17 protein-coding genes and 1 pseudogene are annotated in these 22,723 nt (G+C 49.3%); 6 read left to right on the top strand and 12 right to left on the bottom strand.

Annotated elements, in window-relative coordinates; genetic code table 11:
• The 7 genes from OSH01_RS04175 to OSH01_RS04145 form a co-directional block, all read right to left on the bottom strand.
• Complete coding sequence (locus OSH01_RS04175) at positions 1-1,482, bottom strand: class I adenylate-forming enzyme family protein (RefSeq protein WP_266122787.1); 1,482 nt, start codon at positions 1,480-1,482, stop codon at positions 1-3.
• Between the two features lie 89 nt (positions 1,483-1,571).
• Positions 1,572-2,561 carry a Bug family tripartite tricarboxylate transporter substrate binding protein gene (locus OSH01_RS04170; protein WP_266122786.1) on the bottom strand — a complete coding sequence of 330 codons (990 nt, stop codon included), beginning with the start codon at positions 2,559-2,561 and terminating at the stop codon, positions 1,572-1,574.
• Between the two features lie 20 nt (positions 2,562-2,581).
• On the bottom strand, positions 2,582-3,178 hold the full coding sequence (locus tag OSH01_RS04165; RefSeq protein WP_266122785.1) for a flavin reductase family protein: 597 nt from the start codon (positions 3,176-3,178) through the stop codon (positions 2,582-2,584).
• Between the two features lie 45 nt (positions 3,179-3,223).
• Positions 3,224-4,036, bottom strand: a complete 813-nt coding sequence (locus OSH01_RS04160) for an SDR family NAD(P)-dependent oxidoreductase (protein ID WP_266122784.1) — start codon at positions 4,034-4,036, stop codon at positions 3,224-3,226.
• A gap of 8 nt (positions 4,037-4,044) precedes the next feature.
• Positions 4,045-4,845, bottom strand: a complete 801-nt coding sequence (locus OSH01_RS04155; RefSeq protein ID WP_266122783.1) for an enoyl-CoA hydratase/isomerase family protein — start codon at positions 4,843-4,845, stop codon at positions 4,045-4,047.
• Complete coding sequence (locus tag OSH01_RS04150; protein ID WP_266122782.1) at positions 4,842-5,999, bottom strand: thiolase family protein; 1,158 nt, start codon at positions 5,997-5,999, stop codon at positions 4,842-4,844. Before OSH01_RS04150 ends, OSH01_RS04155 begins: the two co-directional genes overlap by 4 nt.
• Positions 5,996-6,403 (bottom strand): PhlB family protein, encoded by a 408-nt coding sequence (locus OSH01_RS04145; RefSeq protein ID WP_266122781.1) that lies wholly within the window; start codon positions 6,401-6,403, stop codon positions 5,996-5,998. Before OSH01_RS04145 ends, OSH01_RS04150 begins: the two co-directional genes overlap by 4 nt.
• Positions 6,404-6,551: 148 nt before the next feature.
• Between OSH01_RS04145 and OSH01_RS04140 the strand changes: the two genes are divergently transcribed.
• Entirely contained in the window at positions 6,552-7,292 is a 741-nt protein-coding gene (locus OSH01_RS04140; protein WP_266122780.1) for an IclR family transcriptional regulator, read from the top strand.
• Positions 7,293-7,505: 213 nt separating this feature from the next.
• Here OSH01_RS04140 and OSH01_RS04135 read toward each other — a convergent pair.
• A pseudogene (locus OSH01_RS04135) lies at positions 7,506-8,000 on the bottom strand (SET domain-containing protein); the annotation flags it as partial.
• Positions 8,001-8,064: 64 nt separating this feature from the next.
• Here OSH01_RS04135 and ilvB point away from each other — a divergent pair.
• The 4 genes from ilvB to OSH01_RS04115 all read left to right on the top strand — a co-directional run bounded on the left by ilvB (position 8,065) and on the right by OSH01_RS04115 (position 12,673).
• Positions 8,065-9,810: a biosynthetic-type acetolactate synthase large subunit gene (gene ilvB, locus OSH01_RS04130; RefSeq protein ID WP_266122778.1), complete on the top strand. Its 1,746-nt coding sequence runs from the start codon at positions 8,065-8,067 to the stop codon at positions 9,808-9,810.
• 90 nt (positions 9,811-9,900) lie between these two features.
• Entirely contained in the window at positions 9,901-10,866 is a 966-nt protein-coding gene (locus tag OSH01_RS04125; RefSeq protein ID WP_266122777.1) for a TRAP transporter substrate-binding protein, read from the top strand.
• A gap of 13 nt (positions 10,867-10,879) precedes the next feature.
• Positions 10,880-11,374, top strand: a complete 495-nt coding sequence (locus OSH01_RS04120) for a TRAP transporter small permease (protein WP_266122776.1) — start codon at positions 10,880-10,882, stop codon at positions 11,372-11,374.
• Positions 11,375-11,395: 21 nt separating this feature from the next.
• On the top strand, positions 11,396-12,673 hold the full coding sequence (locus tag OSH01_RS04115; protein WP_266122775.1) for a TRAP transporter large permease: 1,278 nt from the start codon (positions 11,396-11,398) through the stop codon (positions 12,671-12,673).
• A gap of 59 nt (positions 12,674-12,732) precedes the next feature.
• Here the strand turns inward: OSH01_RS04115 and OSH01_RS04110 are convergent, their stop codons facing one another.
• Positions 12,733-15,321, bottom strand: a complete 2,589-nt coding sequence (locus tag OSH01_RS04110; RefSeq protein WP_266122774.1) for a DNA topoisomerase III — start codon at positions 15,319-15,321, stop codon at positions 12,733-12,735.
• Positions 15,322-15,779: 458 nt separating this feature from the next.
• On the opposite strand from OSH01_RS04110, the gene OSH01_RS04105 reads away from it, so the two are divergent.
• A complete protein-coding gene (locus OSH01_RS04105; RefSeq protein WP_266122773.1) occupies positions 15,780-18,305 on the top strand; it encodes a GDYXXLXY domain-containing protein in 2,526 nt (841 codons plus the stop codon).
• Positions 18,306-18,356: 51 nt separating this feature from the next.
• Here the strand turns inward: OSH01_RS04105 and OSH01_RS04100 are convergent, their stop codons facing one another.
• From OSH01_RS04100 to OSH01_RS04090, 3 genes are all read right to left on the bottom strand, one after another.
• Positions 18,357-18,818, bottom strand: coding sequence for a DUF494 family protein (locus tag OSH01_RS04100; protein WP_266122772.1), 462 nt, complete (start codon positions 18,816-18,818; stop codon positions 18,357-18,359).
• 240 nt (positions 18,819-19,058) lie between these two features.
• Entirely contained in the window at positions 19,059-21,053 is a 1,995-nt protein-coding gene (locus OSH01_RS04095; protein ID WP_266122771.1) for an acetyl/propionyl/methylcrotonyl-CoA carboxylase subunit alpha, read from the bottom strand.
• A 15-nt stretch (positions 21,054-21,068) separates the two neighbouring features.
• Entirely contained in the window at positions 21,069-22,676 is a 1,608-nt protein-coding gene (locus OSH01_RS04090; protein ID WP_266122770.1) for a carboxyl transferase domain-containing protein, read from the bottom strand.
• Between the last annotated feature and the right edge of the window lie 47 nt (positions 22,677-22,723).

The following is a 22,723-nucleotide window of genomic DNA, read 5'->3' as shown; positions in this document are numbered from 1 at the left end:
TTACGTTTTATTAAGCTTTTGCAAGACGACGCTTTTGATCTCTTTTTTAAGCACTTTGCCGACTGCGCTTTTGGGTAGATGACTCCAAAAGTCTACCGACTTAGGGCTCTTCACCGAGCCTAAGTGCGCACGGCAGAGTTCAATGATCTGCTCTTCGCTGACCGAGTGCCTTGGCTTGAGTTGGACAATGGCTTTAACCGACTCCCCCCATTTGTCATCGGGCACACCGATAACGGCGCAGTCTTGTACCGCAGGATGGCTCAAAATGACTTGCTCTACATCGGCCGGAAATACGTTGAAGCCCCCAGTAATAATTAAGTCGCGTATGCGATCAACGATATAAACGAAGCCCTCGGAGTCTTTGTAGCCTACATCGCCGGTGTGATGCCAACCAAATTTTTTTGGGTTCTCTAGGCTATCATCGTTCATATAACCTTGCATCACCATGCCGCTGCGGACGACGATCTCCCCCCGTTCTTCTATAGGTAAAAGGTTGCCCTCGCTGTCCATGATTTCAATGCGGGCAAAAGGGGTAGCGCGTCCACAACTGAGTAAGCGATGTTGTAAAGAGGGGGTGTTTTTGATCTCCACATAATCTTGCGGCAGCATACACGTTAATGCGGTCGGGGCTTCTGTTTGCCCATAGCTTTGCGTGATGATAGGACCAAATGTATCCAGAGCGAAGGAGAGCTTATCAGCGGACAAGGGCGCTGCACCAATGAACAAATAGTTTAAGGAAGAAAAGTCGCGCTCATGAATGTCAGGTCGTGCTAAGAGGGTATAAAGGGAAGTGGGGGTCAGGGCTAAAAAATGAATCGTTTCGCGTTCAATAATTTCTAGCATGATGTCCAGATCAGGCTTGGCCATGATATGGATGGTGCCCCCTAAAGCCAGAATAGGAAAGCTCATACTACCCGCCGAGTGTGTCATCGGCATGCAAAGTAAGTAGTTTGGCAGTCCAGTGTATTTATAAAGGGACAGAAAGGTGGCGACGTTGGTGGTGCAGCCTACTTGACTGTGAATAATGGCTTTAGGTGTGCCTGTGGTGCCCCCGCTGGAGGTAATACGGAATATTTCATTACTGGGGTCGTGTTCAGGCAAAGGAAAAGGCTTTAGACATTCCTGATCTACCCAGTTTATTAAGTGGGTTGGGGGAACGTGTGCATCGCTTATGGCTATTGCGCCTTTTAGGGTAGGAACTTGCGCAAAAAACTCGTCAATCTCATGACGATAGTCCGTATGATAGAACAGCCAAGAGCTTCCAGTTCGATTGAGATGGGCAATGGTATCGGCAACAGAGGCACGTGCATTTAACGGCACCCAAATACACCCGGCGCGCTGTATGCCTAACATCGCGACATAACACCAGATATTGTTCGGTGAATAGGTGGCTATGGTGCTTTGCCGGTTGATGCATGAGGCGTTGAGTGCCCAAGCGATCTGATGACTCCATTGCGCTACTTGTGTATAAGTCAACGCCAAGGGGCCTTCTTTTAGGCAGTTTGTACCTTTGGAGATGCTCAGGCCTCGATCAAAGAAATCAATAAGTGTCATAGTGAGAAAAGAGGAAATTAGTTGAAGAACTGAATTTGAGTTTTTTCTATAAGCTCTTTCCAAACCTTGGTTTGCTTGTGTTGCCAAGCAGCTAGTTCATCGGGCGAGCTGCTGACAACTAGGCCAGCACTATTGTTGACTAGTTCAATAATGTCTGGGCTGCCCATTATTTCTTTAATTTCTTTGTTTAATCTTTGAATGACTTCTGGAGCGGTGCCAGCAGGCGCGTATAACGAATTGATGCCGATAGCCTCAAAACCAGGGTAACCCATTTCGGATATGGTTTGAGTATTCTTAAGAAAGGGAAGGCGCTCTAAAGAGCCAACAGCTAGTATTTTTAGGTCTCCACTTTTATCATGTGGAGCAACAGCCATACCGGTATCGAGTACCGCATCTATATGACCACCAATAGCATCAGTGACCGATTGTGCAGGTCCGCTATATGGCACTATTTGAAAAGAAGCGCCTGTCACTTCTGCTAAGTGGGCGATAGTGATATGGTGTGCATTGCTGGGTGCAGCGATGGTTATGGGTGCGTCTGGGCTGCGATTTTTGGCTAACTCGATAAACTCAGCAAAGGTTACGACATTTAGTTGGGGATTGATTGCTAGTACCAGCGGTACAGTTTGTACCAAACTAATAGGCTCGAAATCCCTCACTGAGTCATAGCTCAAATCTTTCAATACTAGGGGGTTAACCACATGGGTTCCAGTCGTACCTGCCGCAAGTGTATAGCCGTCGGGCTTAGCGTTGGCCACTAAAGTTGTCCCTATTGCTCCCCCTGCTCCAGGTCGATTTTCAATAATGACTGATTGCTTAAGAGATTGACTCAGTTTCATGCCCAAGGCGCGCATCATGATGTCTACTGAGCCGCCTGTGGTGAATGGTACGATGATTCGTATAGGTTTTTGTGGCCATTCTTCTTTATTCAGGGTGCTCGCGCTTGCTGTTATTGCCATGGTTAAGGCGGTTATTCCCATCACGACAGTTCTTAAACATCTTTTCATCTTGTCTCTCCGGATTTAATTCATCTAATTTTGAATCTATCTTCTGTCCTGATGTACCATCCTGGACTTTCCATTCGACCAATTAACTTAAGTTTTTCAGTGTTTATATACAGCTTTTCTGGATCGGTAATTGCTTCGTCATTGATGTGTATTCCAACTACATGACCTATTATTAATTTTGCAGTTGTGTCTATACTAATTATTTCTTTTTTTATACACTCTATAGCCACGGGGCTTTCAGATATAAATGGCAGTTTTATTTTTATTCCTTGTTTCGTGTCCAGTCCTGTTTTTCTTAACTCATCTACATCCGAAGAAAATGGATAGGCTGTTTCATTCATTTTTTCAGCTAGGTTTTCAGTAACCATATTAATTATGAATTCTCCTGAATTCATTATGTTAAACAGAGTGTCCTTAGGCTTGCCGTCTTTATAACCAACTCCTAAACAAATAACAGGTGGAAATCCAGAGAAAAAGTTAAAAAAAGAAAAAGGGGCAGCGTTAATTACCCCATTTTTATCTGAGCTGATTACCCAGGCAATAGGTCTAGGAACTACTGTGGAGGCAAGTAGTTTGTAACACTTTTTATAATCTAGTTGAGCGATATCAAAATACATAATAGGTAGTTCCGATTTAAATTAATTGGTAACGAATAAGGTAATTCAAATCATTGTGAACCCACCTGAAATTCCTATGGTTTGTCCTGTGATAAATAGTGATCTGTCAGAGGCTAAAAAAGCGATGAGGCCAGAGATGTCTTCTGGACGAGAAACACGTCCTAGTCCTTTTGCTAAGGGGTAAAAATTTAGCATTCGTTTTAGAACCTCATTGTTTTCTGGTGTTGCATCTGGATGTAAAGGCCCATTGATAATGCCTTCGTGTGACACAGCCCCCAATGCAACGGAGTTCACTGTTATACAGTCTCTACCGTGCTCTTTGGCTAAGGCTTTTCCGAAAGCTGCAATAGCTCCCTTAGCGGCTGAGTACACAGCCAAGTTAGCCTCTCCTACTCGGCCAGCTTCGGAGATAATATTTATAATTTTTCCGTCTTTGTGCTCTACCATTCTGGGTAGTACTGACTTACTACAATACAGCGAACCGTACAGATTTAGATCAATGACCTTGGACCAGTCAGTGATTGGCATTTCTAAAAACCGTGGAGTTTTTCCACCCTTTTCTCTACGCTCTGGCACTATTCCTGCATTATTGACTAGCACATTGATATAGCCGAACGTCTTTTCTGCGTTTTGAACCATGGTCTCAACCTGATCCATGTTGGTAATGTCTGCCGGTGCAGCAATGGCTCTTCCGCCATTTTCAATGATTAGTTGTGCAACTTCATCACAGCGCTCCGAAAATAAGTCGTTCACGATAACAGCCGCACCATCTTGTGCTAACTCGAGAGAAATTGCCCGTCCTACCCCTTGCCCAGCCCCAGTGACAAGGGCCACTTTATTTTGTAATCGTTGATTCATCTTTTTCTCTATTTTCCAATGAAATTGGGTTCGCGCTTTTCGACAAAAGCATTGATACCTTCTTTTCTATCTTCCGTCACCATGAGAATACTTGCTGCATAGCGCTCATAATCTAGACCAGAATTCAAATCTACTTGCAGTCCTGTATTCACACATTTTTTACCTAGGCTAATAGCCATAGATGGCATGCTTGCAATCTTTGTAGCCATTTCCATAGATACCTTCATAAGATTTTCTTTTTTGCTTATTTTGCTAATCAAACCCAGCTTTAGAGCTTCTTCTGCACTAATCATCTCTGCTAAAAAAAGCATTTGTTTCGCTCTGGATGCCCCAATAACCCGTGGTAATCTTTGCGTTCCACCTGCTGCAGGAACCATATTAATTTTTGCTTCAGGTAAACCGAATTTGGCATGCTCAGCGGCGATACGAATGTCACAACAAAGAGCTATTTCGAGTCCGCCACCTAATGCAACCCCATTAATGGCTGCAATCACAGGCTTTTCAAAATTCTCTATTTTTTGCATCAACTCATGAGTTGATTTTTGAGAAAAAAAGAATTGATGAGAGGTTGTTTTTTCTCCCACTCTTTCTTTTAAGTCAGCACCTGCACAGAATGCACGATCTCCGGTTCCTGTAATAACAACAACTTTTACATTTCTGTTATTTCTGGCTCGGTTAAAAAATACTTCGGCTAGATCGGCTTTCATGGTTGAGCCAATAGCGTTTAATCGCTCAGGTCTATTGAGATGAATTACTCCTACGCTGTTTTTTACTTGCCAGGTCAGTGTGCCAATGGTTTCGATATTCATGTGTTTCCTGATTTGCTAAGAATGTGTGCAATGCCCACTGAGCCCAATCCAATCATGTGAGCCATACCTATACGGGGATTAGGGTGTTGTCGTGGTCCTGCCTCACCCCTTAGCTGACGAGTTATTTCAGCGATTTGGCCGATACCTGTGGGTCCAAGGGGGTGCCCCATTCCAATCAAACCACCGGATGCGTTAATGGCGCATTGGCCGCCAATCGCAGAATGACCCTGTTCTAGGTAATGCGAGCCCATGCCGATATCACATAGACCCATAGCCTCGCTATAAATGAGCTCTTCCACTGAAAAAGCATCGTGTAGCTCAAGTAAGTCCAGCTCCTTTGGTTCAATGCCGGCTTGCTTGTAGGCATCGAATGCTGTTTGCTTGACGAGCTCTGTGATGGAGCACTCGACATTCGGGTTGATTTGTTCGCTAGCCGCGACTGAGGCGCGTACGCATATAGCACGTTCCGGGCAAATTCCCATACGTTCTATTGCTTTGCCTGACATGAGAATGACGGCCGATGCGCCTTCGCCGCGCGGGCAGCATTGCTGTGCCGTGAGAGCGCCTGCAACGGATGTTGAGCTCATCACCTCTGCTAAGGTTTTTTCACGTCGATGTTGTGCATAAGGGTTAAGGGCGGCATTTTTGCGGTTCTTTACGGCGACCTTAGCCATGGCTTCCACGGGTAAGTTATGCTGTTTCAGATACTTTTGGGCGAGCAAAGCAAAATGTACAGCCGGTATGGTTTCTGTACTACTTAAGTGCTCGAGCCCATCATAGTCAGCCGCCCGCCTTACATTTCCATGCTTATCTATCCCCGTAACTAAAACGGTGTCATGGGCGCCGGAAATAATGGCGAGACAGGCTTGTCGAAAGGCGTAGGAGCCTGAGGCAGACGCATTTTCTATTTGTACGACCTCAAGGTTGCTAGGTCCTAAGTGTTGCAACATGACTTTGCCGGCCGCCATACCTAAAGAGGTGGTACCCACATAGGCGGCCTGTATGTCACTCCACTTCAGTGCGGCATCCTGTAAGGCTTGGCGTACGGCGGTGAGTCCCAAGACTGTGTAGGGCGTATCGCTTGGAAATTGATAAGCATGCATACCAATTCCGACTACGTAAATACCACCCTGGGCGGTTAAGTCTAGGCTCATGATTCTTCCTTATTCGACGTTCTGAAAACGCAGTCGTAATGATCCGGCTCGTTGCTAGGTACACCGATCGCTTGTAAGGCTTGATCAGGGTACAGAAGGTTGGGATCTATCACGTCTAAGACCGCTTGCCGTGTTATGCCAGGTGCCAGCTCAAGTTCACCAATCAATACAGGAGTCTGGAGCCCAGTGGTCAGAGGGAGGTTCAAACGTATGAATCCTTTAAGTATTCCGACGCCTGAGTGCGGCTCAATTGGACTGTTGGCAAGACAGGTGCCGCACATTGCGCAACCTGGAGCATTAGCAGGGAAGCTGAGTTGCTCGCATTGAGGGCAGCGTTTCATCAGTAGGTTCATAACGGGAGGTGTTTTCGATAAGCCGAAAAGGGTAGGTTTACTCGGTTTCATGGTTCCTAGTAATGATTTTTATATACGGTATGCTGTAGTCTACTTCGGTATATCGTTTATTTGGGCGGGGGTTTTCCCTTGTTTTCAGTGTTTTATAGCAATGCATGCAAAGAAAAGCATAAAATCTCTACGATATTTCGGAGAGCGTATGTCTACTAATTTAGTTCCAGCTGCTGCGCGAGCGATGGCTTTATTTGAGGTGTTTGCCCGTGAGAAGCGGCCTTTGTCAAATTCGGAGCTGGCACGTTTATTGAGTTTGCCCGAAAGCAGTTGCTCGGACTTGGTTCACACCTTATTGCAATGCGGCTTTTTAAGACGTACTGTGAAGTCTCGGAAGCTTTATCCCACCGAGCGTTTGCAAACGATTGCTAGACAGATCGGTGCAACAGATCCTGTGCTGAGTTCTTTGCAAGAGGCCTGTGAGTTGTTGCGTGACCGTACTGGGGAAAGCATCTTGTGTGGTCGTGTGCTTAATGGTGTTGTGCAAGTTATTGTTTTTAGCGATGGGCGACACCCATTACGGTATACAGGGGCTGGAAGCGACAAGTTGAGCTTGCATGTCTCGGCTCTGGGCAAGGCAATTTTGGCGTACGGTAGTCCGGAGGAAGCGCTTCGGCAATTACAACTCAGGCCGTTGCGAAAGGTGGCCTCAGGTACTCGGACGGATTTGGGCCAGTTGCAAGAGCAAATAGCCTTGTTTCGACGACAGGGGTGGGCTTGGGTTGAAAACGAGGGGGGGGAAGACTTGGCTGCTTTAGCGGTTGCTGGTGCAATAGGTGATGAGGTACTAGCGTTGGCTATTGTCGGCCCAGTGGGGCGTTTGAGCCTGCATCAGAGTGAGTACGTCCAAGCATTAAAGTTGATGCAAGCCCAAATTTTTGATGTTTGAACAGGTGAGTTTAGTAGTTCCTAAGCGTGGGCTTTATTGTTTACCCTTCTTCCTTTTTGTCTTTTTATCCTTATCTTTTTTGTTTTTTTTCTCTTTCTTCTTAGTCTTAGCTTTGTCGCCTGGCTTATCCTTGGTGGTGTTTAAGGGGGCATGGCTGGCTTGAGCCATGGCAGCATCCAGTTCCGCTTGTAGCTCGGCAGCGGCGGCTCGAAGTTCCTGAGCGGCCGCCTCCCGTTTATTATCAGGCTCGGGTACAGCGATCATGGTGCCGCGACAACTAGGCACGCCACATAGGCATCGGTAATTTTGCTTGAGCTCTGCGGTGATATCTTCATCAATCACCAGACCGTAGTCATAGAGCAACTCTTCCCCGGCAGCAATGTCCCGCATCGCGACGATATAGACCCGCGTCCCATCGCTGTTCTCATGGCCTTCGCAGTTGGGTTCACAGCAATGGTTAATCCAGCGAGAATCGTTTCCACGCTGGCCGCCATCAATAATTTTCCCCGAGCTTAAGGCAAAAAAGAAGGTGTGAAATGGATCGTCGGGATTCACGGGATGTAATGCATCTGCTTGTTCGGACGTTAGGCGACGGCCTGCATATTGCAGGATGCGTGTCCCAGCAGGAATATCACGCAGGGCAAAAACGCCCTTACCATGAAGAGTCGAGGCTTTTACTAGATGCCAAGGTTGGCGACGTGTGACCATTGGAGTGCCTGTAAAAAGGGATAGAATGTAGATGGTTACCCACAAACATTGAGTGTACAAACATATGTTAGACGATTCGACGGCTCGTAACGGAGCCCAAGTGTTCTTGGATACCCTCCTGGAACTTGGGGTAGACACGATCTTTGGTTATCCCGGAGGGGCTGTGCTGCCTTTGTATGATGCGCTTTATTCTGAATCTCGCCTACGCCATATATTAGTGCGTCACGAGCAAGCCGCGGTGCATGCTGCCGAAGGTTATGCGCGTAGCACAGGCAAGCCGGGTGTCGTGTTAGTGACCTCTGGCCCAGGCATGGCAAACACCACCTCAGGCCTATTGGATGCCTTGTGCGACTCTATTCCAGTACTGTGTATTAGTGGCCAAGTGGCTACAACAGCTATCGGTACGGACGCTTTTCAAGAGTGTGACGCGATCGGTATTTCGCGTCCCGTCACCAAGTGGAATGCCCAGATTCGCCGGGTAGAAGACGTTGCCGCGCTAGCAGCGAAAGGGTATAGGCTGTGTACTGAAGGCAGGCCAGGACCTGTTTTATTGGATTTTCCCAAAGACATACAAATTGCCGCCGTACCCGCTACGGTGAGCCGTGAGCCAGCCGATAGTATTGAAAACGGTGGCGATGTACAAAGCGCTCCTGTTTTAGAAACGGCAGTCAAACGTGCCGCTGCATTGATTGCCAAAGCGAAGCGTCCTGTATTTTACGGGGGGGGCGGCTTAATTAACTCAGGGCTAGATGCTTGCCATGCTTTTACCAGTCTGGTTCAGGATATCGGGGCGCCGTGCACACTGACCTTAATGGGATTAGGGGCCTACCCAGCTAGCGACGACTTGTTTGTAGGAATGTTGGGCATGCATGGCACGCTGGAAGCCAATCTTGCGATGCACCATGCCGATTTAATCATCTGTGTAGGGGCTCGTTTTGATGACAGGATTACCGGGCGTTTGTCCGATTTTTGTCCTCATGCCAGCAAAATACATATTGATATTGACCCGGGCTCAATTGATAAGGTTGTGCGCGCTGATGTTGCTTTAGTAGGCGATTGCTACCCTTTATTGCGGGCGCTGCGTAAAGAACTTAGCACTCATACCATAGTGGCTGGCGCGCTGAGCGATTGGTGGCAACGGATTGAGGTGTGGCGCGCTCAGCAGTGTCTGCGAGTGCAACCTTCTAACGAGTATATTTTGCCGCAACACTTACTGTGGGAACTGAATGCACAGTTGCAAGGCAAAGATGCCATTGTGTCTACCGATGTGGGGCAGCATCAAATGTGGGCAGCACAATATATAAAATTTGATCGTCCACGGCGTTGGTTAACCTCAGGCGGTGCTGGCACCATGGGCTATGGTTTACCTGCCGCCCTAGGAGCGCAGATTGCCCATCCCGGTAAAACAGTGGTGTGTGTGAGCGGCGATGCTTCGGTATTGATGAACATACAAGAACTTGCAACCGCCGTGCAGCATCGCACCCCAGTGAAAGTGGTGCTGTGTAATAACGAACATATGGGTATGGTGCGACAGTGGCAGGAGCTCATTCATGATGGCCGCTATAGTCATAGCTATAACGAGGCCCTACCAGACTTTGTCGCCTTGGCGCGCGCCTTCGGCTGGGGTGCAGCACAAGTGGTTGATCCCGCGCAGTTAAGCGCAGCCTTGCAAGAGTGCTTGGCTTACGATGGGCCTTACTTCCTGGATGTACGAGTGCAGGCGCAAGAAAACTGTTTCCCCATGATGCCTGCAGGCTATGGTCATCAACAAGTGATGTTGTCGGAAGACACCTGGTACGTGGAGGAGTAATTAGGCGAGACAGGCGAAAACCCCTATATGGCTGCCATGCAGGCTGTTTTACAGTGTTTTAGGTCTTATAACGGTCACAAAGGAGACATTATGCGCCTACGACATGGTTTGTTTGCTTTATTGGCAGCTTCCCTATTCACCACTACGACAGCCTTGGCGCAAACGCCACTTAAGCTTGCCTATGCTTTGTCTACCAGTTCACATTACGGTGCTGGTGCAGATGCCTTTGCAGCTAGTATAGAAGACGGCGGACAGTACAAGATCGAAGCTTTTCCTAATAGTGCCTTAGGGGGAGAGCGCGAGGTGATTGAGGGTTTGCAACTGGGCACCATCGATTTAGCGATTGTATCCACAGGGGCGACGTTAAACTTTGTACCTAAAACGGGGGTATTCGATATCCCCTTCTTGTTTCGCGACTTATCGCACGCACGTGCCGTGCTGGATGGCGAGATTGGTCAAGAATTGCTGGCAGAGTTCCCTAAACGCGGTCTAGTGGCCTTGGCGTGGGGTGAGCAAGGTTTCCGTCACTTAACGAATAATAGCCGTCCCGTGGTGACTCCTTCGGATGCTAAAGGCCTAAAAATTCGCACGACGGAAAACCCCATTCATATCGCTGCTTTCCGAGAAATGGGTGTACTGGCTACCCCTATGGCGTGGCCCGAGGTGGCTACCGCCCTACAGCAAGGGACGATTGATGGGCAGGAAAATCCGTTGTCAGTGATCGTGTCTGCTAAGTTACCGCAGTTACAAAAGTACTTGTCGCTCACCTCACATGTGTATGGCCCAGCCCTAGTGTTAATGTCACCCATGGTGTTTGACGGCTTATCCGAGGAAGAAAAAAACCGTTTTTTGAAAGCCGGTCATGATGCCGCCCAGGCCATGCGTGGCTATGTCGATAATATTGAGCAAAGTGGTGTTGAATCCGTAAAAGCCGATGGTATGCAGGTCAATGCGGTAGATCATGCCGCTTTTGCGCAAGCCGTGGAGCCTGTTTACCCACAGTATTACAAACAGTTTGGCCAAGAACTGGTTGAGTCAATACGCAATACACCATAAAGGAGTGTAGCGGATGTGGTTTCTACGCTTTCTGGATCAGGGGCTGTTGCGTGTCGTGTCGGGGCTGGCCCAATTGCTATTGGTCTCTGCTGTTGGGGCGGCTTTCTACCAAGTCATCGCTCGTTTTGTGCTGCAATCGCCGGCAGATTGGAGCGAAGCTTGGTCAAGGGCAGCATTGATTTGGACGGTGATGCTGGGCTTGTGTTTGGCTTTTAGACAAGGAGCTATGTTAAGCGTAGATGCGGTGCGCGGTGTATTAACGCGCCGCCAGCAACGTTGGTTGGATCATACGGTGCTGGTATTGACGGTACTTTTTTTTGGCATCCTTACTTGGGCGGGCATACAAATGGGCTGGCGCGTGCGCTTTCAGACTATGCCTAGCCTCGGGTGGTCTATTTCTTGGATTTATATTGCAATTCCTATTGGCTCTGTCTTAGCCATAGTAGGAGTTATCGCCCGCTGGCTAGAGAATCCTGAGCCTGTAGTGGTTGATGACACTCAATTATAAGTTTCTGGCGGAGCCTAATTCATGTCTCAGTTAATGTTGCTGGCAATGCTATTGTTCTTTGTTATTACCGTGCCGGTGGCGGTGTCGGTAGGCTTGGCCAATATCGTGGGAATTAACTGGGATGGTCGTATGACCATGCTAGTGCTAGCGCAGCAAATGTATGCGTCCATGGATAAATACCCTCTGGTTGCAGTGCCATTTTTTATATTGGCCGGTAACCTGATGGAGGCTGGCGGCATTTCTGAACGCATGGTGGAATTTGCCAAAAGCGTTGTGGGCGGTATGCAAGGGGGATTGGCATGCAGTTGCGTTTTAACCTGCATGATTTTTGCCGCGGTCGCGGGCTCTAGCGTTGCGACCACCTTTGCCGTTGGGGCGATTTTGATTCCCGCTATGGTCAAGCACGGCTATCCGCGCCCTTTTGCCGCCTCTTTACAGGCAACCAGTGCCGAGCTGGGGGTAATTATCCCCCCTTCTATTCCCCTTATTTTATTTGCGGTCTCCACCGACACCTCGGTAGGTGAGTTGTTTATTGCGGGTATTGGTCCCGGTTTGTTAATCGGTGGTGCCTTGATGCTCTACGTGTGGTTATATGCGCGGCGTCATCAACTTGGTACGCTAGACGCTCAACATCGCATGCCTTTATGGCCAGCATTTAAGCAGGCATGGCTCGCTTTATTGATGCCCGTTATTATTCTAGGGGGTATATACGGGGGCGTATTTACGCCCACAGAAGCCTCTGCGATTGCCGTGGTGTATGCGTGGCTAGTGGGCACTTTTGTATATCGACGTTTAGATCACAAGGTCTTAAGGCGTACCCTGCACCGCTCTGTGATCTCTACCGCGGTCATTATGTTTATTATTGCCAATGCCTCTATTTTTGGCTTTTTACTCAATCGGGCGGGTATTCCTAGTGCATTAGGTCATTGGTTAGGGGGCTTGTTTGATAGTCAATTAACCTTCTTGCTGGGGGTGAATGCCGCCCTGTTCGTAGTAGGCATGTTTATCGAGACCTCTGCCTCTATTGTGGTGCTGGCGCCTTTATTACTGCCTGTGGCGATGCAGTTTGGCGTGGATCCTGTGCACTTTGGCATCATTATGGTGGTGAATTTGGCCTTGGGAATGGTGACGCCGCCGTTTGGGGTCAACTTGTTTGCTGCTTGCTCGGTTGCGGGCATTTCCCTTGAGCGTTTGATACGGCCGCTGATACCGTTTGTATTGGTAGTGGTGGCGTGCTTACTGTTAATTAGCTATGTGCCTAGCATTAGCTTATTGGTGCGCGATTGGGTGTATCGTTAGTGAAGCCCACCAGCCCGACAGCTATTAAGTAGCCTGTCGGGCTGGTGGGCTTACTTTTTTCAAGAGGCTGTTTTAGCGACGGCCTTTTTTGCTGCTTTTTTTGCCGCCTTTTTCGCGGCGGTTTTCTTACTAGCCACTTTTTTAGCAGCCGTTTTGGTACTACTTTTTTTCGCTGCTGTTTTGCGCCCTGTTTTTTCCGGTCTAGGCTCAAACTCGAAGCCTACTTTGCCGTCAGCGCCACGAACCAAGAAAGCCTTGAATTTACGGTTAGTACGAGCCGAGACAAAGCCATCAAGTAAGTCAGTTTTACCCTCGTTGAGCAGTTTAGTCATTTGTTCGCGGCTAATATCTTGCTGCAAGATGACCTTGTTGCTGCGGAAGTCACAACTTTTGTTCGCCCCCACTGATTTTTCACATATATAACGCATGCCATGTTCGAACACAGAAGCTTGGCATTTTGGACATGGCCCTAACGTAACGCTGTTGCTAAAGTCTATATCTTCGTCACTGTCATCGTCATTTTGACCGAAATCGAATTCAAGTTTGAACTCATCGGTAATGCGTAAAATAGCGGAAAAAGGGCGGCCCATTTTGCTGATGAAGCCGGGCAAGGGGCCTAGCTCACGTTTTTGCAACAACTCTTCGACTTCGGGTAGTTCAAAGGTGCGACCACCGGGGTGTTTACCAATAGAAAAATCGCAAGCGGTACAAGCATAGCGGCGGTAGTTTTCTTTCACTACGGCGCCACAGTTGGGGCACGGCGTATTTAAGGTGGCGTAGTCGCCAGGTACCGTATCGCGTTCGTATTCTTTGGCGCGCTTGACGATGACTTGAGTCATTTGTTCAATTTCACGCATGAATACGGTGCGATCTAATTGGCCTTGTTCGATTTGTTTGAGTTGATGCTCCCAGCCTCCTGTCAGTTCCGGAGAGGTGAGCTCATTGACTCCCAAGCCAGAAAGCAAGGTCATGAGTTGGCGTGCTTTCGCGCTAGGTACCAGTTCGCGGCCTTCACGACGTAAGTAGCCTTCGTTAAGTAGACCTTCGATAATCGCCGCTCGGGTTGCTGGCGTGCCTAAACCGCGCTCAGACATCGCTTCTCGCAGCGCTTCGTCGTCGACCAGTTTGCCAGCGCCTTCCATGGCTGACAGCAAGGTGGCCTCGGTAAAGCGTGCTGGGGGCTTAGTAGCCAGTTGCTGCAGCTCTATATCCTCGGTACGCACACGCTCCCCTTCTTGCACGGGAATCAGTGAACCTTCCTCATTTTGAGCTTCACGGCCATAAATAGCTAACCAACCGGGTTTGACCAGTACTTTACCTTCGGTTTTAAAGTGATGCCCAGAGACTTCGGTAATGCGGGTAGTAACACGGAATTCCGCTGCAGGGAAAAAGACGGCAAGAAAGCGGCGTGTAACCAGCTCATAAATCTTACCTTCAGCCTCGCTGAGCTCACGTGGAATTTGTAAGGTAGGAATAATCGCAAAGTGATCAGAGACTTTTTTATTGTCAAAGACACGGCGGTTTGGTTTGACCCAACCTTCTTCGCAAACGGTTTGGGCAAAGCTTTGCACTGATGCGGAGGCGGGTGTGGTGCTCTGGGCAAGTGCCTGCATGGTGTCTTTCACCGTGCCAACGTAATCTTCGGGCAAATAGCGCGAATCGGTACGTGGGTAAGTCAGTGCTTTGTGACGCTCGTATAAGGTTTGGGCTAGTGCTAAGGTGGTTTTGGCAGAAAACCCAAAGCGCGAGTTAGCCTCGCGTTGTAACGAAGTTAAATCAAACAGGGCTGGAGAGATTTGAGTACTGGGCTTGGACTCTTCGCTAACGATGCCGGGCTTGTCGCGGCAGGCGGCGACTATTGTTTGAGCAGCGGTCGCGGACCAGAGACGAGAGTCACGCTTTTCGGCGTCTTTTTCGTCTTTTTTGAACTCCGGATCGAACCAACGGCCGTTGTAAAGGCCGGCTGCGGCAACAAATGTAGCGTGGACTTCCCAGTAGTCACGTGAGACAAAGCGACGGATTTTATCCTCTCGCTCGCTGACAATAGCAAGGGTCGGGGTCTGTACACGGCCCACCGGAGTTTTGAAAAAACCGCCGTCTTTACTATTAAAGGCGGTCATTGCTCGTGTGCCGTTAATACCTACCAACCAGTCTGCCTCGGCTCGAGAGCGAGCCGCTGCCTCTAGGGGTTTGAGCTCGGCATCGTCACGCAAGTTTGCAAACGCCTCACGAATCGCGGTTTGCGTCATCGAGCGCAACCACAAGCGTTGTACTGGCTTTTTAGAGCCTGCATATTGCATGATGTAGCGGAAAATGAGTTCGCCTTCGCGTCCCGCGTCACAGGCGTTGATCACTTGGCCAACATCTTTGCGCTTGATCAGTTTAATGAGTAGCTTAAGCCGCTCAGTGGATTTTTTGTCTGTGGGCTGTAGCTCAAACTGGGGCGGAATCACGGGTAAATGGGTGAAACTCCACTTGCCGCGTACGGGATCGTTGGGCGCGATCAGCCCCAGTAAGTGGCCAATACTGGATGCCAGTACATATTGGTCGCTTTCAAAGTAATCCCCGTCGCGCGTGAAACCGCCTAAGGCACGTGATATGTCCAAAGCGACAGAGGGTTTCTCGGCAATAATGAGTGTTTTTTCCATGTGGTTCCAATGACAGCAATTCTGCGGCAGTAGCGCGGATGATACGAGTAGGGTATCAGTCGTTGCAAGTCGTCAGTTGGCATAAGCCTACCTGATGCCCCGCTGGCTGGCGAGTGTTGTGATTAAAAATGCGATGCTCGCGCCAAAAAAATGGAGCTACACCGTCGGATATTAGCAAATATGGCTGCGTTCGGGCTAAGCGATGGCATCTTGCCGCATAAAAGGGGCTGTTTTTGTTTTTTCGATGCGGCCGCTGGCGGGAGTCAGTTTTTGTCAGCGCAGATCGCGTAGTTGTCTTGTTAGCGACCAGCAGTCGCTGTATTGAATGCTCTTGCTGACCGTGTCTGTATAAGTTCAGTTACGTTGTCGTGGCAGATGTTGGGTAAACTTAACAGGCTGGTAAGCAAACTCATCAATTCGAAAAATTCTGCTTGTTACTTTTATGGATTCCTTCCTATATGCCGTTAACCCCCCATTCTTGGCCTAGATTTCTCTGTCGTTGTGCCGGTGGTTTAGGAACATTATTGTTGTCTAGCGGGCTTATTACGTGGATTGCTGCTAACTGGTGGCATTGGCCAGTTTGGTTGCGGTTAGGTTTGGTACAGGCGGTCGTATTGATCTGTTTGGTTCTGGCTTGGCGCTTGCAGTCTTGGCAGAATAAATTTCACGCCGACCTATCCGTCTCTAGCCTATTAAGTAGTCTGGCTGCTGTGGCTGTGGGGGGCTTGCTGGCCTTAATTGGACAAATTTATCAAACGGGTGCAGATCCTTGGCAATTGTTTGCCTTATGGGCGCTGTTAATCATGCCTTTGGTCGTGACGGTACGCAGTCTGTTTTTAGGTCTTTTACAGATTGTGGTGCTCAATCTTGCTTTGTTGTTATACGGTTCGATGCAGGCGGGAGACTGGGTAGAGGGAGCGAGCCTATTTGCTTGCTTAGTATTGAACTTATCACTGTGGGTGCTGGTTAATACGGTGTATTGCGCACGTGAAGATAACTGGCGTGTGTTATCTCGAGTCAGTGCGTTGTGCATCTTTGGCGTGGGTTTAGGTCTGCTGGTCGACTACCCTGCATCGGCAGTAACGCTTGGTTTTGTAGCGTGGTTTTTTGTACAGCGCTATTGGCGCTACGACCCGTTTGTTGCCATTTTGAGTTTAGCAGGAGCGCATATCGCTCTTTTTGTGCTGTTTTTTATGCATATAGACGCATTGCTAAGCTTGTTTTTAGTCTTAGGCATGATGGTGTTTTGGCTTTTGCGATGGCGTGCGATGTTGCCGTATTTGCGTTCCCCTACACATCGTATCCCCCAGACTGAGCAAGTACCCAACCCTATTTCATCCGCTCAGCCTGCCGTCATTGATACTGAAAAGCGCGCTGAAGTAAGCTCAGATTTAACCGACAGTTGGTATGTTCGGCTATTTAAATTAGGCTTTATTTTGGTGTTAGTCGTGGTTGCAGTGGCCTATTTAGCGCTCAGCCTAGGGTTGGATGAGACTGCCTTTGGTTGGCTGGGGCTATTGCTGCTCGCCGCCTCGCCGTTTCTTGTCTCCCGAGCATCGAAACAGAGTGGTGTGGGGGCTGACTTGCTAAGCGTCGTGCAAGTTTTAGGTTTGGTGTTATACAGTGGTGTTAGTTTATACGGCGATGTCTATCCATTTTCTTTGTGGCTCGCATGCGCCTTGGCGTTAGTATGGTCAGTCGTGCTATATCGCTTACCCGGACAAACTTTTTTACTGCGTTGTATTTTGGCTGTATGGGGGATTGGAGCGTCCTTGGTGTGGCTAGGGGAACATGATCCCTCTTGGTTAGAAATCTGGTCGTGGCGTGGAATGGGCACTTTTTGTCTGGTATCCGCCTTAGTGCTGGGCCATGGAATTTATCGCCGAGGTTGGCATCTGGCCCTGTGGAGCCCCTTATGTTGGGTGCTTTTATTGCTGGGCTTGTATTGGCAACATATCTACACAACAGGCTTCCCAGGGCTCAGTGAGAGCCTAGACGGGGGGCTTTCTCTATATCACGTCATGCCGTTCTTGCCGGCTGCTGTGCTTCTGTTCTATTGGCCCCTGCATCGATCCGCTTCGCTGGGGCAATGGATCGCTATTGGCGGTGTGCTGGCTCTATGTTTCTTCTGGAGCTATTACTGGTTGGTTACTGCGGCGCTAACCTGCTTGCTGGTGGGGCATGCGTGGCGTAAGCCGAGCATGGTAGTGCTAGGCTTATTTTCATTGTTGTATGGCTTAGGCAGGTTGTACTACTACATGCCGATTAGCTTGAACTATAAAGCCTATGTGTTATTGAGTACCGGTTTAGGGTTAGTGTTAATGGCTGCCCTAGGAGGCTATGTGCGCTTGGCTGTCAGCCAACGCTCAGAGCCTAGTGTTCCGAAAAAGGCTCACACAGCGACCACGATTGGCGTCGTGCTGTGTTTAGTGGCGAGTTTAGCCACTGCAAATACGTTAATTTATCAAAAAGAAAGTGTCTTACGCAGTGGTAAAAGTGTGGTGCTCGAACTCATGCCCGTGGATCCTCGCTCGTTAATGCAGGGTGACTACATGGCGTTACGGTTTCATGTTCAGCAACAAGTGCAAGATATCCTCAGGGACATGCCTACAGAGCAAAGTATGGCGATACACAAAGCTGGGCAAACGCTTATTATGCTGACCCCCAACGAGGGCGGTGTATTTGGTTTGCGAGCCATACAGGTCCCTGATGCACAGGCGGAACGTTATTTTGCACGCGATGCGCGCTATGAAAACAAAGATAACTGGCCTGATGAAGCAGTGGTGATGCGGGTGAAAAGCACCGGCGGCGCTTGGGGCCTAGGTACCGATGCGTGGTTTTTCCCTGAAGGGCGTGCGTACGACTTTGATCAAGCGCGTTATGGCCTGTTTAAAGTCAATGCTAGGGGTGTGAGTGTCTTGACAGAGATGTTGAATGACAACTTACAGGCTATAGGTCGCCTGCAGAACGTCACGCCGCAATAAAAAGCAATAAGGCAGCCGGTTAGGCTGCCTTATGATCGATTGTGCTGCATTTTAATGGGCAGGCTTGTCTGAATCGTTGCTGAGCAATTCTTCAAAAATTAAATGGTCGATTTCTGCCTCATGACTCCAAAGTACCATGAGAGCGACGATTTTTATTTTTTCCAGTGATACGGGGCTTTCATCGATAGCAATCGCACTTTCGATGAGGATTTCGCGTAAATGCGGAGGGAGTACCCCTGAGTTCTGCAAAAAGGTAATAAAGCCAATGGCTTCTGCGCCTAATAGGTGGTGTTCGTGATCAGCGAAAATACGCCGACTATCGGTGTGTTCTTTTAGCTGTAGTGGCTGACATTGCGAGGAAGTTTCCGACAAGACATGCAACCAGCTCAAGGCTTCGTTAATGTCGTCATCTTCAAAGCCAACAGCGGCCAGTTTATGTGCTAGAACCTCGGCTTTTGGGCAAGCTTGGGGGTTGTAGTACGTTTCAAATAAATAAACTAGGATGTCAAACATGGGTCTAGGTTTGCCGTCCGCATAAGGATTGAAAGCAGGTGACGGGGTAAGCGTCGTTAAAGACTTTACGCTTATTTGCTGGCTGGGGCAAATGCCCAGATGAATGTATAGGCCTAAAACCAATGTTTAGGAGATAGACCCGCTATGTGCAAAGGCGCATATTCTATGCCTTTATTGTGACATAGCGAGTTTTTCGTTTAAATAAGTGTGGTTTATACGCTAGTAAAGAAGGGGCTTAACTTAGTCGGCTGAGCCAATAGTGAGCAAGGGGACTCCATCACTGACTTGATCACCAAGAGCGAAAAAGATTTCTTCGATGACACCATCTTGTGGCGCATAAATACTATGCTCCATTTTCATGGCCTCCATGATGACAACTAAGTCGCCTGCTTTGACCGCTGTTCCGACAGCATGTGGCAAGGCAATAATCTTACCTGGCATTGGTGCAGTCAGACCGCCGCCTTGCTCTTGTTCATCGCTAATGGTGAGCAACATGGGATCTTGGCGTTGGAATATACGCAGGCCGTGATGGCCGAATACATACACCTGCTGTTGATCTAGAATGACGCGCTCTTGTTGGCGCTCCTGATCTAGTTGCACACTGATATTGCCGTTAGGTAGGCATTCCCAAGCGTAAAGAAAGCGGGTTGAGCCGATTTCTAGGTGGAGTTGCTCATGATCAAGGCAAAGGTAAAGTTGATAGTCGTGATCGCCAACAGTAAAGCGGAACTCGCGCCGATAACTACCGCTGAGGCGCCACATGTCAGCTTGTGCCCAGGTGTCTGTGCCGCTGTTTTGTTGCTCGTGGTGCAAAATGCCTGCCACTGCAAGTGCTAGCTCTGCTTCTGATGCCGTATTAGAAGCGGGGAACAGGTGTGTGTGGCGACGTTCTATCAGGCCAGTGTCGAGGTCGGCCTGAGCAAAGGCCTCATCGGCCAGCAGGCGAATTAGGAAGGCAATATTCGTGTGTACGCCCACGCTATAGGTGCCGCGCAAGGCCTGAATGAGCTTTGTGCGAGCTTGCTCTCGGTCTGCGCCATGCACAATAAGCTTAGCAATCATGGGGTCGTAAAAGGGGGAGATAGTATCTCCTGCTTGAACACCTCTGTCGACACGCACACCGTTAGGTGCATGGTCAAACTCGCTATGGGTAGGAAATACTAAATGGCGTAAGGTACCAATAGACGGTAAAAAGTCATTGTCTGGATTTTCGGCGTAGACACGCACCTCTATCGAATGGCCAGTGATTTGCAACTGTTCTTGCGTGACGGGTAGCGCTTGTCCTGCTGCTACTTTCAGTTGCCATTCAACTAGGTCATGGCCGGTAATCATTTCGGTAACGGGGTGCTCTACTTGTAGACGTGTATTCATCTCCATGAAGTAGAACGTGCCATCTTGCTCGGTAATAAACTCGACCGTGCCGGCGCCTACATAAGACACGGCTTTAGCCGCCGCCACAGCGGCTTCACCCATGGCTTGGCGGCGATCAGCCGTCATGCCGGGCGCAGGCGCCTCTTCAATGACTTTTTGGTGGCGTCGTTGGACGGAGCAGTCGCGTTCAAACAGATAGACACAATTGCCGTGGGTATCGGCAAAAACTTGGATTTCTATGTGACGAGGCTTGACGATATAACGCTCTAACAGCACTTTGTCGTCACCAAAACTATTACTGGCTTCGCGTTTGCAAGAGCTGAGTGCATCCATGAACTCAGCCCCGCTGGACACGATACGCATCCCTTTACCGCCCCCCCCTGCACTCGCTTTAATGAGCACCGGATAACCGATGGCATCGGCTTGAGCTTTGAGGAAGTCAGCATCCTGTTCATCCCCATGGTAGCCGGGGACCAACGGGACACCGGCTTTTTCCATTAGGGTTTTAGCGGCAGACTTACTGCCCATCGCCGCGATAGCACTGGCTGGTGGGCCAATAAACTGAATGTTGGCAGCTGCGCAGGCTTGAGCAAAATGCTCGTTCTCAGCGAGAAAACCATAGCCAGGGTGGATGGCTTGGGCTCCGGTAGCTTGAGCGGCTTGGATGATTTTTTGCGCTTGTAAATAGCTTGCTTTAGGTTCCGATGCTCCGATATGCACTGCCATGTCACAGGCTTGTAAGTGACGTGCCTGAGCATCTGCATCGGAATACACGGCAACAGTTTTAATACCCATACGGTGGGCGGTGGCCGCGATGCGGCAAGCAATTTCGCCTCGGTTGGCGATTAGAATCGTATCAAACACCTTCTCTCCTTGTCCTTACATGCGGAACACGCCGAAACGAGTTTCTTTGATGGGTGCATTCAGGGCAGCGGCTAACGCCAGTGCCAGTACGCGTCGAGTATCAGCGGGCTGAATAATGCCGTCGTCCCACAACCTAGCAGTGGCGTAATAGGGGTGACCTTCATGTTCGTATTGGGCTCGAATAGGCGCCTTAAAGGCCTCTTCCTGCTCGGTGCTCCATGTTTCGCCCTGGGCTTCTATGTTGTCGCGGCGTACCGTCGCCAGCACACTAGCGGCTTGCTCGCCTCCCATAACGGAGATACGGGCGTTGGGCCACATAAATAGCATACGGGGCGCAAAGGCGCGACCACACATGCCATAATTACCGGCACCAAACGAGCCCCCTAAAATGATGGTGAATTTAGGGACGGCCGCGGTAGAGACGGCGGTAACCATTTTGGCCCCGTGGCGCGCAATCCCTTCATTTTCGTATTTGCGCCCGACCATAAAGCCGGTAATGTTCTGTAGAAAAACGAGGGGGATTTTTCGTTGGCAACACAGTTCAATAAAGTGTGTGCCTTTTTGTGCTGCCTCGGAAAATAAAATACCGTTGTTGGCGATGATCCCCACAGGCATGCCGTGTATATGGGCAAAGCCAGTGACCAAAGTAGTACCAAAACGAGCTTTAAACTCTTCAAACTCGGAGCCGTCTACAATGCGCGCGATGACTTCGCGGATATCGTACGGCTTACGGGTGTCGACAGGAATAATGCCGTTAAGTTCTTGTGTGTCATACAACGGTTCGGCAAATGGTCGAATTGGCCATGGAGTGGTTTTTTGACGCTTGAGTCGCCCCACCGCTTCGCGCGCTAGTTGTAGGGCATGGATATCGTTTTCAGCTAAATGGTCTGCCACGCCTGATAAGCGGGTATGTACGTCGCCTCCCCCTAAGTCTTCTGCACTGACGACTTCGCCGGTTGCCGCTTTGACCAAAGGTGGGCCACCTAAAAATATCGTGCCCTGGTTGCGGACAATAATGGATTCGTCGCTCATGGCAGGAACGTAGGCCCCACCTGCCGTACACGAACCCATGACTACAGCTATTTGCGAGATACCTTGGGCCGACATTTGCGCCTGGTTAAAGAAAATTCGACCAAAGTGATCGCGGTCAGGAAACACCTCGTCTTGGTTGGGTAGGTTCGCACCGCCTGAGTCGACTAGGTAAATACAAGGCAAGTTATTTTGCTCTGCAATTTCCTGTGCGCGCAAATGCTTTTTGACGGTTAAGGGGTAATACGTTCCGCCTTTGACGGTGGCATCGTTGCAGACGATCATGCATTCTATGCCATTGACGCGGCCTATTCCTGTAATCAACCCTGCGCTGGGCGCCTCATTGTTATAGACGTCGTAGGCCGCTAAAGGTGAGAGTTCTAGGAAAGGGGTGCCTGGGTCGAGTAGTAACTCGACACGGTCACGTGGTAAGAGTTTGCCTCGCCCTACATGGCGCTGACGTGCAGACTCTGACCCACCCTGGGCGACTTTTAATAGTTTTTCTCGCAAGTCTTGGATTAGGCCTTGCATGACGCTTGCATTGTCCGCAAACGCTTGGGAACGGGGATTGATCCTGGATTCAATAATAGACATAGCAGACCGACAGGATAAGAGTGAAGGACTGTCCCAACTACCTCCTT

It is taken from the genome of Alcaligenes endophyticus (assembly GCF_026344035.1).
GTDB lineage: Bacteria > Pseudomonadota > Gammaproteobacteria > Burkholderiales > Burkholderiaceae_B > Alcaligenes > Alcaligenes endophyticus.
The sequence above is the reverse complement of the archived record's forward strand: the minus strand, read 5'-3'. Positions and strand labels throughout refer to the sequence as shown.